Source organism: Flavobacterium sp. CR10, from assembly GCF_055814415.1.
This window is the reverse complement of sequence record NZ_CP185985.1, coordinates 2032694-2048236: the sequence shown is the minus strand read 5'-3', so window position 1 is coordinate 2048236 and position 15543 is coordinate 2032694. Positions and strand designations below refer to the sequence as shown.

Below are 15543 nucleotides of genomic sequence, written 5' to 3'. Positions count from 1 at the left end.
TTTGATTGATGCTTTTTAACAATTATATGAATGGGCTATCCAAACAAAAAGCATAGAAAAAATAAAATATACATGCTAAAATATTGTAATAATCCAAGATAATCTGGTTAGATATTTGAATGCTTCCCGCTCTTACAAAACCCATGAATTTAGATTTCTTAGATTTGTATCTTATTCAGAAAAATTTATTTGATTTTAAACAAAATATTAGTGTTTTCAAGGGAGAAATGGTTTGGGGTAAAATTTCATATCACTAATTCTACGCTCCCCTTTTATTACATAAGATAAGTTCTTCCAGGCTTTTCATATAGTTAATAAAAAAACATTCTACATTGCCTGAAGATATTAAAATTAATTTTTTATCGCTTCAAAGCAAAATGCCCTTTGAAAATTCGATTATCTTCTAATTTTATAACATACCAATAATCATCTGCCGGCATTTGGGAGCCAAGATAAGTGCCGTCCCAACCTTGACCCAATGGAGTAATTTGTTTTAATAATTTTCCGTATCTATCAAAAATCTCAATAGTGGTTTTTGAGTTTGACACTGGATCAACTCCTTCAATATTCCAATAATCGTTATAACTATCGTGATTAGGTGTAAAAAAATTAGGGATTCCAAAAACGGGCACTTCTTTCGGTACAGTTCCGCAACCATTTAGATCTTTGATGTAAACGGTATGTATACCGGCATGCACATTTTCAAATGTATTTCTAATTTGATAATCTCCATTTTGATCATCTAAGGCATAAACATAATCTCCATTTCCTGTGGCAGAAACCGAAATCGTATTGGACTGATCTACAACTGCTATAATATTTGAAGCAATATCAGATGCTGAGACTTTTATTGTTCTGATTCTGGAACAATTTGTTTGCTTATCAGTAACCTGCACAGTAAAAGTCCCTTCTTTATTTACAGTTAAGCTATAACTTGTTTGATCTGAAATTAGAATTCCATTAAAAAACCAAGCATAACTATAATTATTAACTAAACTAAGGTCCAAAAGTCCTGCATCAATCTGTTTGGTAAAAGTTGGCAAATTACTGCATACCAGCTCCTCTCCTTTTAGATTAATCTTAGGTACAGGATTTACAATGAAATTAATAAAGGTAGCCGCTGAACAGGTAGTGCTGTTTGGATTAATGACTTCAACTTTTACATTTTGTGAGCTGGTTAAAAATGGATTTGGAAGCGGGCTTGCTAATAAATTATTATTAGCATCATAATATTTCACAATCATTCCGGTTTGTCCGCCTAATAAAGCAGCTTCAAAAGAAGAAGTATCAAAAGCATATTTACCATCTTGTTTAACTGGATCAGATTCATCATCACAAACAGTAGTAAGTACCGGATCAATTGCAAATACTTCCGGCAGATCATCAACAACAAAGGTAATTGTTGAATTAAACGAACATGCCGTTGCTGTATTGTTGGTTAAAATAACTTTCACAATCTGAGAACCTGTACTAAAAGGATTTGGCAAAGGACTTGAAAGTGGATTGTTATTTTGATCCAAATAAGAAACGGTTACATTCGTTAATCCATTAAGCAGCTCTCGTTCAATAGTTGAAGTATCAAATCCGTACAATCCATCCTGATCATCATCACAATGAATCTTTTTTAAATTTTGTGGGACAGGAACCGGCTCGACTCTTAAAGTGATATAACCTCCTAATCCTAAACAATCATTATTAAGTCTGCTATCTACACGGATAAATATTTTTTGACTATTAGGAGAACTTGTATTTCGATAATTAGAAATATCTGAAATAGCATTCTTCTCTGCTAAAGCATCTTCTAAATTTTGATAATAACTGATACCTAAAAGTTGACCAGAGGGAAAAATAGCTTTAATTTCAGTTGTTACAGAACTAAAATCAAATGCGGCAACACCATCTTTGTTAGTCCCTAAAACAGCATCATCACATTGCACAAACACCTTGGAATAAGTTGATGGAATTTGCGTGGTAGATACAATTAGATTTAATTCTGCAATTCGATAACAGTCATTAATATTTTCAACACGAACATATACTTTATCAGTACTAACGGTTTGGTTTCGATATGTTGTCGGATTTAAAATTGGATTACTGTTATTTTGAGCATCAGCAAGTGTCTTGTAAAAAGTAATAGTTTCATTTGCTGAATTAGAAGTTATTTTTACTATAGCTTCTTCTAAATTGAAAACACTAAAACCGTCAATATCATCATCACATTGTTTCAAATTAACAACACTTGTAATTAAAGGCAAAGCAAAAACTTCTAATTTAAATGAGGTTGCCGCTTTACAATCAGGATTATCCTTATTTACCACTTTTATAAAAATAGTTTCTGAGGCAATTGTGTTTTGATACGCATTTGGCGAGGCAATAGCCTGCGTTAATGCCGCATCCTTAAAATACGAAATGACAAACTGTGAAGATGATTGGCCATTTAAAATTGCTGTTGCTCTTAGCGTTAAATCGAAAATAACTTTTCCGTCTGTATCAGTTCCAACACTGCTATTATCGCAACTCGTTAAATTAGGGATTACCGTTGGTAAATTGGGCAAAGGAATATCAAATACATCAATATTAAAAGCAGTACTGCTTTTGCATTCTCCATTGACTTTGTTTGCCACTTCAGCAGTAATGGTTTCCTTTTGATAAGGAACAGTATTGATGTAAGAACCGGGAGAAGCAATTGCCACATTATTGGCAAAATAATTTACAGTAAACAAATTAGGGTCTTGTCCGTTTAATACAGCTGTATCCTGAGTACGTAAATCGAAAGTATGCAAACCGTCATTGTTAGCATCGCAAATTAATAAATCTTGAGGTTTCGTTGCGGTTGGAACTGCTGAAATTATGACATCTCTTGTTTTTACAACAGAGCCCCTCGTTCCTGTTGCCGTTACTGAAACGGTATAAGTTCCTGCTGTTGCAAAAGTATGTATGGGACTTAAATCTGTTGATCTGTTACCGTCTCCGAAACTCCAATTTGCCGACGTGATGTTTTGTGCATCTGTTAAAGCAAATTGGGTATTTTGATTGGAGCAAGAATTAGTTAACTGAATTTCTGGATTAAAGAAAAAAGAACTTACAAAAGGGGGCAAACCCATATTACACATTCGACCAGCTAAATCAACTGCATCCATTTGAAGATCACATCCAACACCTGTTGTATTTGGATTATTAATAACTCCTAATTTCAGTTTTCCATATTCAGCTATATAGATCTTGCCATTGGGGCCGAGTTGGAGTGCGCAAGGAAATATACTTGGAATTAAAGTTGTAAATGCTGAACCAACAATATTACTTGATGTCAAATCATATTGTATTACTTTGTAAGGTGAAGGATTTGTTACCGAAAGATATAAAATAGCACTATTTGGCGAAAATTCAACACTATACATACCATCCCCCGTCCTTAATACTAAAGGGTTCGATACCAAACCTGTGGCATTATCAAAATCTAATAATTCAAAGTTTTGCAAAGCGTGACAAATCGCTAATTTTGACCCATCAGGGGATATTTTCATGTAACCCCAAACATTTTCTTTCGAACCGTCCACAAATAGACCTACATTGGATGTTACAGGAATTGCACTTAATCCTGAAGAAGACAATAGGTAACTATAAAAAGTATTACTATTCCAACCGTGGGTAACTACCCAAAAATCAACCCCGTTTTTGTGCTTTACTATTGATAACTTTTCATCAGAGGGGGTGTAGATTAATACATTTTTATCGGAGGTAACAGCTCCAAGACCGCCATCTAAATTAATATCGACAATAGAATATCTAAAACCATTGGGATGCACTTCATAATCTAGCGTGAAAACATAAAATAAATTGGAAAAGCCAGGTTTCGGAACTATGGTTGCCGATTGGGTACTGGAACTATGCCCCATTAAATCTGCACCGTTTAGCATCACTTGATGGTTTCTGTTCCAGATAGTTACTCCATCAGTATAAAACAACAAATCTCCATTGCTGTTGGACAAACTGGCGCAACCTTCATCTGTGTTGAGTTGTCCGTCAGTAAGTGTGGTAACGGAACCGTCAGGATGAAACTTGATTCCAGCATTCCTACCAAAATACCAATTACCTGCTTCTTGTTGAGAGAAAGCAAATCTGGTAAATAATAATACTATAAAAAGTAATTTGTGTTTCATGAAATCTACTCCCGCAATTTTATTAATGTTTTTTGAGTTTTATTAAAAAATAATCCAAAGGTTATTTTAATTAAATAACATCTTTTTTAAATGAATATTCCCGTTTACATAACGTTTTGGCAATCACGATAACATTGACGTGTAAAAACATCAATCCAGTCTACAACTGTGGGCGTAATAAAATGCGGCAGTTTTTGATCTCGAATAGCATAACCTTCTTTCATTTCATTTTTTCATTCAAAAATAATGATTTTTCTTATTTAATATTTTTTTAAGAAGTAATCGTAAAAAGTCGGAGACTTTAATTACGTTTAGAAATTCTAAGACCAAAAAAAATTGCGCAAAGTTTAAAGTGACATTTGCGCAGCTTTTCAATTCAAACTTACTACTCTTTAAGGAGCGGGATTGTTAGTCAAAATTGATCTCGATACCTAATTTTAATTTCCATTCATTAAAAGATTTCTCATCCAATGGCCCAAAAATTCTGCCGCTAAATTTATCAATTATAAAATATCTTGACACTTTCTCATTTTTAGGCAACTGTAAAGCAATGATATAATTATCATCTGATTTAGCATTTTTGACAGTTTCTTTTAATATTATATCACTAAATACATTTTTCTCAACACTTTTGTAAATGATAGCCCCATCAGGCAAACCAATGTCTAAAGCATCATCTTCTGATAGGTAATAATAGCCATTTCCTAGATCCGCTTGATCTGTACATCCAGCTGTAATAAATATTACTAGTAAACACAAAATTTTTCTCATTTTATTTTATTGTAATAGTCGGATTAATGTAATGAATTTTATATGGTACAAATCTACCATTATATTGTTCCATAGTACGTGGTCTTCCCAAATCAGTCGCAATATTCCTAACGACATTTATAAAACCATCATCTGAACCTGTATAAATTTCTCCCTTACTTTCTCTCAAGGTCATATACTGTGCTGAAGCTTCATTTCCATCATCTGACCAAGAAGAGTTTTTAAAATCAACTCTAACTTTCCCTCCAGCTGCTTTAAGTAAAGCTTTAAAGGTTCGCAATTTCATTAACTTATTTAACGTTTCTTGATTTGCAGGAGGGTTAAAAAGGAAAAACAAATCTATTTTGAGGATTATTTTATCTTTTTGAGTATTATAGTATGTCCATAGTCTTTCAACTCTTCAAAACTATTAAAAGAGATCAATTTGCCATCAAAATTCTTCTTTTTTATTGGAGGATCATCAAATGAAATAGGATTATCTAACATTGTAAAATTATTTGACTCATCAGATAATTGAAAAACTTTATTCCCAAATTTTATAAATCCACTTTCGCCTCCTTCAATCAATCCAATAAATTTATATTTTGGAATGACTACAATAGGGTTAAGTTTCATTTTAAGTTTTTCATCAAAAAAAATCACTATCTCATATACGTTTTCTATTTTGTTCCCAATTTCTACATCCACATTTCTATAGTATAGTCTTGCTGGTATTTTCTCACCGGCTTCATTTACAATATTATATTTTTTTTCTATTTTAAGAGCTTTAGCATCTTTAAAATAAAAATAAGCAAAAGCAGTAATTAAAATAAGAACTATAAAAATTATCTTTTTCATTTTCTATGGATATTGACGGTAATAATTATTTGTATTTGTTTGAATGGCATTAACTGCAGGAAGCCCAACGTATCTTCTGTAAACATATCCATTATTATTTGGATAATTTTCATAATAACTCTTATTATATCCAAAATCAGAAGTCTTAATCTTATAATCTCCTGCGTAGATAGATTTTGTTGAGGAAATCATAATTGCAACGTGACCTGAAGCATCCCTAAATTTCGCCGCTATTGCTACAATGTCTCCAGCTTGAGGAGATGTAACAATCTGCCAGCCAGGAATATTATAATTGGGATCAGCCCAGGTCTGTTATTGAAAACTGGAGAAAAAAGTTGCGCAAAGTCAGAGACATTTGCGCAGCTTTTCATATGGAACTCTTTGGAGAGCTGGGGGTTTACTTTTAAAAAAACTGATAATACACTTGCGCTCAATTTATTTTTAATAAGCAATAATAAAAAACGACAGACTTTTAGCAAGTTTATCATTTTCCATAAAAAAATGCGCAAAGTCAGACAGTGCACACTTTTCAATTTTAGAACTCTTTGTCGAGCTTGGACACGAAAGTACTTATTTTGATTATTTCCCCTTATCCGTATTTATATGATCTGGCAATGAATCTAAAAATTCCTTATAATTTCTGTTAGCATATTTTAATTCAAAAGGTCCATCTTTAAAATTTAATTCCTTTAATGCAATTGCTTTATGAATCTTTCTAAAATTTTTAATATTAAATTCGGTCATATTTCCTGAATTAAGCGATTCAATAAATATTATTCCATCTTTATTATTGGTGAAGATGTAACGATCAGCTTTATAGTTTTTTTTGTCTTCATAATAATATTTCGAAATTGATACAGCTTTTCCATCAACAACTAATTCTTTAGTATCAATCTTTTTTAAAATCTGAGAATTAAAATAAATATTGCTATAGAAGTAACGTAACGTATCACTATGCTTATCAAAATTATAAATATAATAAGATTCATTTGCTTTTACAATCTTAATCATTTGTGAATTAAATATTTCATAATTCTTATTGTTTGTCGTAAAATTAAAAACTCTTATTTTGATATCCGTCATTGTTTTTAAATCTACATTATTACATGAAGAAAACAACGATAAGGATAAAATGATGTAATAAATAATATGTCTCATGAGTTATAGTTTATTTAGGGATCTTGTTATCCACCACATTTGAATCCAATAGTAAACATGTGTCAAAAGTAGTTAATGTATACAAAGAAAAATCATTTACTCAATATATAAATGATTTACGAATTGAGTTTGCAATAAATCAATTACAAGTAAATAACAAACTAAGAAAATATACGGTTCAGGCACTTGCCTTAGAGTTTGGTTTTAACAATGCAGAATCTTTTTCGACCGCATTTTACAAAAAAACAGGTATTAAACCAACCTATTTCATTAAAGAACTTGATTCATCTACATGAATTTAGAATATTAAACTTCAACACTTTACTCAATTTAAACAACTCGAAATTCCTGAATTTCGACAAGTACACTAATTTATTTGTCAGCTTAATAATATAAGAATTATACATTTGTAATAATAAATTTACATAATTAAAGAAACAACAAAATGAAAACGAAAAAAGAGAAAAAAGAAGTGCAGAAATTTGGTCTTGAAAAATTTGAAGTAGCTAAACTAAAAAACTTACGTTTAATTATTGGTGGTGGAGATGACCCTGTTGACACGAATGATCATAAAGGAAAGAAAGGTTCTTCTGAAGTTTGTAATAAACCATAAAACTAAAAATCTAATTTTACTAAAAAAACATTTCTATAGGCATGAAGTTAATTAATAGTTTCTTGATTTTTTTGTTCTTTTTTGTAAGCTGCAAATCTGCAAAAGAATATAAGAATTCTAACAGAATTTTAAGTTCTGAAAACAGTCCTAAAACAATGTCATTAAAAAATTGGTATCAAAAAGATTACCAAGAAGATACTATTCCAGGTATTTCACTAGATAAATGGTATCGTTTAAATAAAAAGAAACCAGAAAATAAAAATATTATAGTAGCTGTAATAGATACTCAAATTGATATAAATCATGAAGATTTAAAAGGACAGTTTTGGATAAACAACAAGAAAATTCCAAATAATGCAATTGATGATGATCAGAATGGCTATCTAGATGATATTAATGGATGGAGTTTTACAGGAACTAAAAGTGGCGGTTATGTAGTCTGGAATAGATATGAATACGTCCGCATTCTACAAGAATGGACTCCCCTATTTAAATATAAAACAGAATCTCAAATTGATTCTAAAGATTTATACAAATACAATGAATATCAAAGAGCTTTAAAGAAATTTGAAGAAAAAGACAAATTTTACAAGAATTGGTTAAAATCATTAGATCATAATGTTGCTATTTATCCTTTAGTGAAAGATACGTTAAAACATTTTTTCCCTAAAGAAGATTATACCTACAAGCAATTGGATAGTCTCTATAAAAAATATAAAATAAATGATAAAAGATATCGACAAAGAAGAGATGACGGCGATACAGATTTAGGAGCCCTAATTTCTTATATGATGGTTAGTTTAGAAGTTGATCAAAATTCATTGCAAGACATATTGGACCAACAAACTCAACTTGATTCTATAGTAAACAAAAACCTGAACGTAAATTATAACGAACGCCTTTCTATTGGTGACAACCCAAATATTTTAGAAAAAGGTTATGGCAATAATAAGATTAGCAATACCATAGAAGGTGTCAGAACCATTCAAGATCATAATACTATGGTTTCGGGAATTCTTGCAGCTAACAGAAATAATAATATCGGAATAAAAGGCATTGCAGATATAAAAATTATGCCTCTAAATATTTCTCCTTCTGGAGATGAGCATGATAAAGATATTGCAATGGCAGTTCGTTATGCCGTTGATAATGGAGCCAAAATAATTAATATGTCTTTTGGAAAAGAATTTTCACTGCATAAAGATTGGGTATCTGATGCTTTTAAATATGCCGAAGAACATAATGTCCTTTTAGTTCACAGTGCAGGAAACGATAGTGAAGATTTAGACAATGTAATTCACTACCCTAATGACCAAAACTATGAAGGCATTAGAGGGATCTGTAATAATTTTATTAATGTTGGTTCAACTACTAAAAATTTAGGAGAAAAATTAGTCTCTGATTACTCTAATTACGGTAAGGAAAATGTAGACTTATTTGCTCCTGGAGAAGATATTTATACCACAGGAGCAGGAAACATATATAAAACAGATTCTGGAACTTCATTTTCAGCGCCTATGGTATCTGGAACTGCTGCAATAATTTGGTCTTATTATCCAAATCTTACAGCAGCTCAGGTCAAACAAATCATTATGGATTCAGGGACTGTTTATACAATAGACGTAATATTGCCAGGAACTGAAGACAAAAAAGTTCCGTTTTCTGAATTATCTAAATCAGGAAAAGTTCTAAATGTTTACAATGCAATGCAACTCGCAGAAAAGGTCAGCAAGAAAAAGAAATGAAATCACAGTTTAAAATTTCATCCTTTTCACAATTTGTACTGAGAACACCTTTGTTTCCTATTTCATTTTATTTGGATCTTCTCAATAATTACAATTATGAAAAGGCAATTGCTATTTACCAAAATGCATTAATCAAAGAAGCGTTAAATCTAGCATCGCCAGAACTAGTAAATGAACTTAACAAATGGAAGACTTTTAAAGCTGATTCTTTTAATGAAAAAAAATTAGCTTTAGAATTTACTTTACTCAAGTACATTGCAAGAATGTCTTCAAGATGCACACCTTTTGGGCTGTTTGCTGGATGTTCTGTTGGGGAAATTAATACTGAAACTAATGTAATACTAGATTTGCCTGAAAAATACAAACGGTTTACTCAATTTGATATGCAATTCTGGGTAGCGTTACTTCAAAATATTGCTAAACGAAAAACAGCAATTTTTCACTTAAAATATTATCCTAATTCTTCTATTTATGAATTTGGTGATTTTTACAGATACATTGAATACAAATACATAAAGACTAAACGCGAACACAGTATTACATCTTTGCGAAAATCTGATGCATTAAAAGAAATAATATTAAAAGCGAAATCAGGCTTAACTGTAGATGCAATGGTTTCTGTTTTAGCAGACGATGACTCTGAAAAGGAAGAAGCCTATGAGTTTATAATGCACCTTATAAACTTCCAATTTTTAGTAAGCGAAATAGAAGCCACTGTAACCAGTAATAATGAATTCGAAAGGGTTTTAACAATTTTAAAAAATGCTCCAGACCTAAAAAAAGAATATCAATTTTTAAAAAACATAAATAAACAAGTTTTAGATTTAGATACTTCTTTAATTCCATCCGAAAACCAATACAAAAAAATCAAACAAAATATATTGGAAGAAGGATTTGAATATGATGAAAAATATCTGTTTCAAACCGATTTAACCACAACCCCTCTATCAAATAGTTTAAATGCAAGTGTTACAAAAAAAGTAACTAAAGGACTTCGTTTTTTAAATGGCATACAGCCTAAAAAAGAATTTAATAATCTTAAGGCATTTATTAAAGCATTCTCTAAAAGATATGAATATTAAGAAATGCCGTTAATGACGATTTTAGATACAGAATCTGGATTAGGTTATCCAATAAATCATGATATGAATGATTCGCACGAAATACTGGAGACTTTCTCTTTTAAACAGAAAAGAGATAAAAACGAAAATCAAGTTTGGACCACCTATGATTTTATTTTAGAGAAAAAACTTCAAGAATGTCTTTCAAAAAATCAAATAAAAATAGAGTTATCAGAAAGCGATTTTCCTGATTTTGATGCTAATTTTGATTATACTCCCGTCACATTTTCAGCACTGATTGAAATTCACAGTAATGAAAAATTAACCATTGAATCTTCAGGGAATATAAGCGCCGCGAAGTTTTTGGGGCGATTTTGTAATGGAAATTCTGAGATCCATAAGCTGACCCAAGAAATTATTCAAAAAGAACAAAACTATCACCATGATAAAATTTTAGCTGAAATTGTTCATATACCTCAGTCCAGAACGGGAAATATTTTACGGAGACCTGTTTTAAGAAATCATGAAATTGCCTATTTGGCAAATTCAGGTATTGAAAAGAAAAACACTATCGATTTAAATGATTTGTTTGTGTCCATTAGAAACAATAAAATTACATTACGTTCTAAGAAACATGATAAAGAAATTATTCCTTGTCTCTCAAACGCTCACAACTTTTACAATAATTCTTTGCCGGTATATCATTTTTTATGCGACTTACAGGCACAAAACATAAAGCCAATATTTAGTTTTAATTGGGGAATTTTAGAATCACATTATAATTACTTTCCTAGAGTTGAATACAACGAAATTATACTTTCAAAAGCAAAATGGATAATTACTAAAGAAGAAACAGCTTCCTTTTTAAAATTAAGTGGCAAAGATTTGTTTGAAGCATTCTCAAATTGGAGAATCAGCAAAGATATTCCATGTCTCGTTAATTGGGTTAATTCTGACAATACCTTGTTATTAGATTTTCAAACAGAAATTGGAATTCAATTGTTTTTAAAGTCAGTTAGAAATAGAGACAAAATTGTTTTAGAAGAATTTCTATTTGCTGGCGAATCTATTGTAAAAAACAGTGCAGGAGAAGGCTTTACCAATCAATTTATAGTATCCTTTTTCAAACAGCAAGAATAATGCAGAGAAATTTTTGTTTAGGAAGTGAATGGCTGTATTATAAAATTTATACATGAGTTCAAACAACTGATTTGGTTTTACTAGAAAAACTATATCCTGCTATTTTACAATTAAAAAAGAAAAAAATCATCCAAAAATGGTTCTTTATTCGATACAAGGATACTGACACACATTTTAGAATCCGATTTCTGGTAGAAAACAGAAAGGATTTAGCAAAAATAATTCAAATGCTTTATCGTCCGATAAATGAATTACTCCAAGAAAATTTGGCATGGCAAATTCAAACCGATACTTATAAAAGAGAACTGGAAAGATACGGTCAAACCACTATTGAAGGTTCTGAATTTTTGTTTTGGAAGGATAGTGAATTGGCGATTCAATATCTTTCGCTAAAAAAAACATTTGCCAAAAAAGAAATGGAACTGTTGTTCAGTTTCTGTTCTATTGATTCTTTTTTAAATTCTTTTTCTTTGTCGATTTTAGATAAGTATAATTTAATGGATAGATTGCAGCAATCTTTTAAAGAAGAATTTGGGGCAGATAAAATATTAAAAAAAGAACTTGATAAAAAATACAGAGAGATCGTTGGCGAACTTGGATGCTTTTTAAGAGAAGAAACTAAAAAAGATTTTCTTGATTTTTTCGAAATCATTGAAGAAAAACAAATTCAAATCGCAGAAAAGGCATTAGAAATAAAAAATGCAATCCAAATTGATCTTTATAGCTTTTTAGCTAGCCATATCCACATGATGATTAACAGGCAATATACGTCTAAACAAAGAATGTATGAGCTAATTATCTATGATCATCTATACAGATATTATAAAACTTTAAAGTATGAAAAAACGAATTCTCTTAAGTTAACACTATAGCAAACATTCTAAAATTCACAAGCTGTTCATCCTTTTTAAATCATCACAAAAGCGGTTCGAAAATTGTCCCGTTAGGGCTACTAAGTAAAACACCACTTCTACAAGTGGTGTTTTTTTTGTTTATACCAAGCCTATTTTATATTTAGCATCAATTACTCTTTAATTTATGTCCACTATAAACACAGGCCAAAATAATGAAAAACACGCTGCATAAGGAAGATAAAGATCTTATATTGTTCCAAAAATTCCAGCGGTCTTCGAAGATATTTCTCATTTGCCTCACACTTGTGTTTGAGGCACTTGTAAGATCAAACAACTCCAGGGTATTATTCAGAGGAACATTTACAAACACGGTTACAGCAAACACACCAAGTGAATAAAATAATGTAGCTGTCAAGAGCAACAGAAACGACGTTTTTTTGTAGTGCAGAAAACTGGTAATTGGGAGCATAATCAACGTTCCGAAAAAACAAATGAAAAATGGTATATTCTGAATCTCTCGATTGATGTTCTGCATGGCATTTAGAAATTCCTTATCGTTTAGTTTTCCTAATCCCAAACTCACCGAAATCGAGTATGAAAAGAAAAGCCCAGCCATTAATGCTGTTGTCGTTGCCGTTATAATTAGTAGAATATTTGATGCTTTCATTTTAATTGGAAATACTAACGGTTCTTTTTAAATATTCATTGGTATTTAGTTGACGTATCATAAAATCGGCAACTTCCTTACGGGCAATTTTTAGATTGAGTTTTTTAAAACTTCCGTCAAAACCTATGCGATACGTATTGGTAATTTGGTCATCTGTAAAAGCACTAGGCCTAACAATTGTATAATCCAAATTACTGTCCAAAATATATTTTTCTTGCAATTTATGGTCTTGAAATGCTTTTTTTAGCAACATCCCGAACATAACATGTTTCCAGATAAAATTAAGATTTCCATAGCTTTCGCCCAAGCCGAGCGTCGTTTGGCAAATCAACCTATTTAATCCTTTTTTTCTCATGGCTTCAATAATTTTTTTTGTTCCTTCTGCACGTATTTTGCCTTTTCTACCATCGCCTAAGGCACAAAAAACTGCTTCTTGACCATGCAACGCGTTTTCAACATCATTCAAACTCAAAACATCACCTACATGAATATGAAGGTTAGGATGAGAAATAGTTTGCAGTTTTTGCGGATCACGAACAAAAGCTGTTACTTCATCACCATTTTTTAATGCTTGTTTTACGATTTCAATGCCAACTGTACCCGTGGCTCCAAAGATTATTACTTTCATTTTGTATCAATTTTTAAGATTAGTGATACAAAATTCCAATAGATAAATGTTCTAAAATAGAATAAAAGCGACAGTGATAATTATTTCTCAAATGATTTTGGAGTTTTACCAGTAAAAGCCTTAAAAACTTTTATAAAATGAGATTGATCTGAAAACCCATTTTCATATACAATGTCGGTATGTTTTTCATAATCTTTAACCGTCAATTGATCCAATGAGGCTTGAAATTGGATAATCTTAGCAAACTGTTTAGGAGTAAGTCCTGTTTCAGTCAGAAATCTTCGCTCAAAGGTGCGAATATTGAACTTTAATTTACTAGCAATCGAGCGGATACTTTCTTGACCTTTTGTTTGAAAAATGTATTCTATACCTTGCCGTATTTCAAAATCAAGGTTTTCCTTTTTCTTTTCAAAATACCGTAAAAGCAATTTTGATATAATTTCAATTTTATCTTTTATGCTTTCACTCAATTCCAATTGTTTTTTGAGCCACTTTATATCTTCTTCAGTATCATCAAAGTAATAGCAGTTATCGTTTATACTCAGAGGCTGTATATCGAAAAATGTCTTCAAAACATAGGGATAGAGCTGAAAAACGATAATAAGAAACGCGCCCGAAATCTCAAGCTCAATTGGTAGAATTGTTTGGCCATATAGAAAAACTTCTGGCATCTTTTTATCGTGAGGCTTTACAACCAATCCGTGATCGGTTTGCTGAAACATCAAACCTGGACAGCCGTCTGCAAAAAAAGGTAATGTTGTATGTATATTTTTATCTCCATTTTCAAACACCCATATGTTTTTCACAAAAAGCGAAATAGAGTCTTCGGGAACAATATTTTGATAGTTCATATTATTATAATTACCTATTTATAAAATAATTGCTAATGAGATTTTATACATCAAATATCTGATTTTTTTCCAAAACGCAAATTTCTAGACATTTATGAAGCTTTTCAATTGTCAACAGCAGTAATATCAATAGTAACTTATATAGATTATTTAAAACGAGCTATTTTGTAATAGCCTAGAAAACACACTCAACAGAAATATTTTTTTTCTATCTTCCCAAAATAAAATCATATAAAATGAACCACCTGTTTTCAATAAAAAAATCATTTTTATTCAGCTTCATTCTGCTAACAAGCTATTTTCTAGTTTCTTTTCATATCAACAACAAAGAACAAAGCACTTCTTATAAAACCAAAAAAGTACTAATTTTTTCTAAAACTAATGGCTTCAGACATGAAAGCATTCCCGCCGGAATTGCAGCGATAAAAAAACTGGGGCAAGAAAATCATTTTATTGTAGATGCTACTGAAGATTCTCTGGCAATTAATTCAAAAAATTTAAAACAATACAAAGCTGTTATATTTTTAAGTGCCTCAGGTCATGTTTTAGGTGAAAATCAAAAATTGGCTTTACAAAAATTCATAGAAAATGGAAATGGTTTTGCAGGCATTCATTCGGCGACAAACTGTGAACCAGACTGGTCTTGGTATACGCAAATGATCGGCGGAATTTTTGAAGGGCATCCTGAACTGCAGAATGCTAAACTTATAATTGTAAATAACGAACATCCCTCTACAAAACATCTTCCAGCAATTTGGGAAAGAAAAGATGAATGGTACAATTTTAAATATTTAAACCCAAACGTAAATGTGCTTATAAAAATTGATGAATCTTCATATAAAGGTGGTAAACATGGCGATAATCATCCTTTGGCATGGTATCACGAATATGATGGTGGCAGAGTATTTTACACTGCTTTAGGACACAGCGCTGAAAGTTACAATGATCCTCTTTTTGTACAGCATTTACTTGGAGGAATAACTTATGCTATTGGCAGATAAAATCCTAACTACTGGCATGAAATGATCTTGAAAAAGTTCCATTTTTTCAAAAGGATA

The 15543-nt window shown here is 31.1% G+C and carries 14 protein-coding genes and 1 pseudogene; 6 read left to right on the top strand and 9 right to left on the bottom strand.

Annotated elements, in window-relative coordinates; all coding sequences use genetic code 11:
- Window positions 1-359 precede the first annotated feature (359 nt).
- From ACNRYB_RS09255 to ACNRYB_RS09230, 6 genes are all read right to left on the bottom strand, one after another.
- The gene (locus ACNRYB_RS09255; RefSeq protein ID WP_473729870.1) at window positions 360-4160 is read right to left on the bottom strand and encodes a T9SS type B sorting domain-containing protein; all 3801 of its coding nucleotides are present in this window, start codon (window positions 4158-4160) and stop codon (window positions 360-362) included.
- Between the two features lie 408 nt (window positions 4161-4568).
- Window positions 4569-4931, bottom strand: a complete 363-nt coding sequence (locus ACNRYB_RS09250) for a hypothetical protein (protein ID WP_473729869.1) — start codon at window positions 4929-4931, stop codon at window positions 4569-4571.
- Window position 4932: 1 nt separating this feature from the next.
- A complete protein-coding gene (locus ACNRYB_RS09245; RefSeq protein ID WP_129746306.1) occupies window positions 4933-5217 on the bottom strand; it encodes a hypothetical protein in 285 nt (94 codons plus the stop codon).
- Window positions 5218-5282: 65 nt separating this feature from the next.
- Complete coding sequence (locus tag ACNRYB_RS09240; RefSeq protein ID WP_129746307.1) at window positions 5283-5768, bottom strand: hypothetical protein; 486 nt, start codon at window positions 5766-5768, stop codon at window positions 5283-5285.
- 3 nt (window positions 5769-5771) lie between these two features.
- Window positions 5772-5960, bottom strand: coding sequence for a hypothetical protein (locus ACNRYB_RS09235; RefSeq protein WP_129746308.1), 189 nt, complete (start codon window positions 5958-5960; stop codon window positions 5772-5774).
- 387 nt (window positions 5961-6347) lie between these two features.
- Window positions 6348-6926, bottom strand: coding sequence for a hypothetical protein (locus ACNRYB_RS09230; protein ID WP_473729868.1), 579 nt, complete (start codon window positions 6924-6926; stop codon window positions 6348-6350).
- 23 nt (window positions 6927-6949) lie between these two features.
- Here ACNRYB_RS09230 and ACNRYB_RS09225 point away from each other — a divergent pair, with 23 nt between their 5' ends.
- The 5 genes and pseudogenes from ACNRYB_RS09225 to ACNRYB_RS09205 all read left to right on the top strand — a co-directional run bounded on the left by ACNRYB_RS09225 (window position 6950) and on the right by ACNRYB_RS09205 (window position 12357).
- Window positions 6950-7222 (top strand): helix-turn-helix domain-containing protein, encoded by a 273-nt coding sequence (locus tag ACNRYB_RS09225; RefSeq protein WP_262708811.1) that lies wholly within the window; start codon window positions 6950-6952, stop codon window positions 7220-7222.
- 149 nt (window positions 7223-7371) lie between these two features.
- Window positions 7372-7539 (top strand): hypothetical protein, encoded by a 168-nt coding sequence (locus ACNRYB_RS09220; protein ID WP_165352419.1) that lies wholly within the window; start codon window positions 7372-7374, stop codon window positions 7537-7539.
- A 155-nt stretch (window positions 7540-7694) separates the two neighbouring features.
- Complete coding sequence (locus ACNRYB_RS09215; protein WP_473729867.1) at window positions 7695-9284, top strand: S8 family peptidase; 1590 nt, start codon at window positions 7695-7697, stop codon at window positions 9282-9284.
- Window positions 9281-11485, top strand: a pseudogene (locus ACNRYB_RS09210) (lantibiotic dehydratase family protein). Before ACNRYB_RS09215 ends, ACNRYB_RS09210 begins: the two are co-directional and overlap by 4 nt.
- A gap of 71 nt (window positions 11486-11556) precedes the next feature.
- Window positions 11557-12357: a thiopeptide-type bacteriocin biosynthesis protein gene (locus tag ACNRYB_RS09205; RefSeq protein WP_473729866.1), complete on the top strand. Its 801-nt coding sequence runs from the start codon at window positions 11557-11559 to the stop codon at window positions 12355-12357.
- Between the two features lie 148 nt (window positions 12358-12505).
- Here the strand turns inward: ACNRYB_RS09205 and ACNRYB_RS09200 are convergent, their stop codons facing one another.
- From ACNRYB_RS09200 to ACNRYB_RS09190, 3 genes are all read right to left on the bottom strand, one after another.
- Window positions 12506-13006, bottom strand: a complete 501-nt coding sequence (locus ACNRYB_RS09200) for an anthrone oxygenase family protein (protein WP_473729865.1) — start codon at window positions 13004-13006, stop codon at window positions 12506-12508.
- Between the two features lies 1 nt (window position 13007).
- Complete coding sequence (locus tag ACNRYB_RS09195) at window positions 13008-13634, bottom strand: NAD(P)-dependent oxidoreductase (RefSeq protein ID WP_129746315.1); 627 nt, start codon at window positions 13632-13634, stop codon at window positions 13008-13010.
- Window positions 13635-13714: 80 nt separating this feature from the next.
- Window positions 13715-14485 (bottom strand): helix-turn-helix domain-containing protein, encoded by a 771-nt coding sequence (locus ACNRYB_RS09190; RefSeq protein WP_473729864.1) that lies wholly within the window; start codon window positions 14483-14485, stop codon window positions 13715-13717.
- A 236-nt stretch (window positions 14486-14721) separates the two neighbouring features.
- Here ACNRYB_RS09190 and ACNRYB_RS09185 point away from each other — a divergent pair, with 236 nt between their 5' ends.
- Complete coding sequence (locus ACNRYB_RS09185; RefSeq protein WP_473729863.1) at window positions 14722-15486, top strand: ThuA domain-containing protein; 765 nt, start codon at window positions 14722-14724, stop codon at window positions 15484-15486.
- Window positions 15487-15543: the final 57 nt, after the last annotated feature.

What these genes read in the sequence shown, in the direction of transcription:
- ACNRYB_RS09255 (WP_473729870.1), bottom strand. Translation starts at nt 4,160, where the DNA reads ATGAAACACAAATTACTTTTTATAGTATTATTATTTACCAGATTTGCT.
- ACNRYB_RS09250 (WP_473729869.1), bottom strand. Translation starts at nt 4,931, where the DNA reads ATGAGAAAAATTTTGTGTTTACTAGTAATATTTATTACAGCTGGATGT.
- ACNRYB_RS09245 (WP_129746306.1), bottom strand. Translation starts at nt 5,217, where the DNA reads ATGAAATTGCGAACCTTTAAAGCTTTACTTAAAGCAGCTGGAGGGAAA.
- ACNRYB_RS09240 (WP_129746307.1), bottom strand. Translation starts at nt 5,768, where the DNA reads ATGAAAAAGATAATTTTTATAGTTCTTATTTTAATTACTGCTTTTGCT.
- ACNRYB_RS09235 (WP_129746308.1), bottom strand. Translation starts at nt 5,960, where the DNA reads ATGATTTCCTCAACAAAATCTATCTACGCAGGAGATTATAAGATTAAG.
- ACNRYB_RS09230 (WP_473729868.1), bottom strand. Translation starts at nt 6,926, where the DNA reads ATGAGACATATTATTTATTACATCATTTTATCCTTATCGTTGTTTTCT.
- ACNRYB_RS09220 (WP_165352419.1), top strand. Translation starts at nt 7,372, where the DNA reads ATGAAAACGAAAAAAGAGAAAAAAGAAGTGCAGAAATTTGGTCTTGAA.
- ACNRYB_RS09215 (WP_473729867.1), top strand. Translation starts at nt 7,695, where the DNA reads ATGTCATTAAAAAATTGGTATCAAAAAGATTACCAAGAAGATACTATT.
- ACNRYB_RS09200 (WP_473729865.1), bottom strand. Translation starts at nt 13,006, where the DNA reads ATGAAAGCATCAAATATTCTACTAATTATAACGGCAACGACAACAGCA.
- ACNRYB_RS09195 (WP_129746315.1), bottom strand. Translation starts at nt 13,634, where the DNA reads ATGAAAGTAATAATCTTTGGAGCCACGGGTACAGTTGGCATTGAAATC.
- ACNRYB_RS09190 (WP_473729864.1), bottom strand. Translation starts at nt 14,485, where the DNA reads ATGAACTATCAAAATATTGTTCCCGAAGACTCTATTTCGCTTTTTGTG.
- ACNRYB_RS09185 (WP_473729863.1), top strand. Translation starts at nt 14,722, where the DNA reads ATGAACCACCTGTTTTCAATAAAAAAATCATTTTTATTCAGCTTCATT.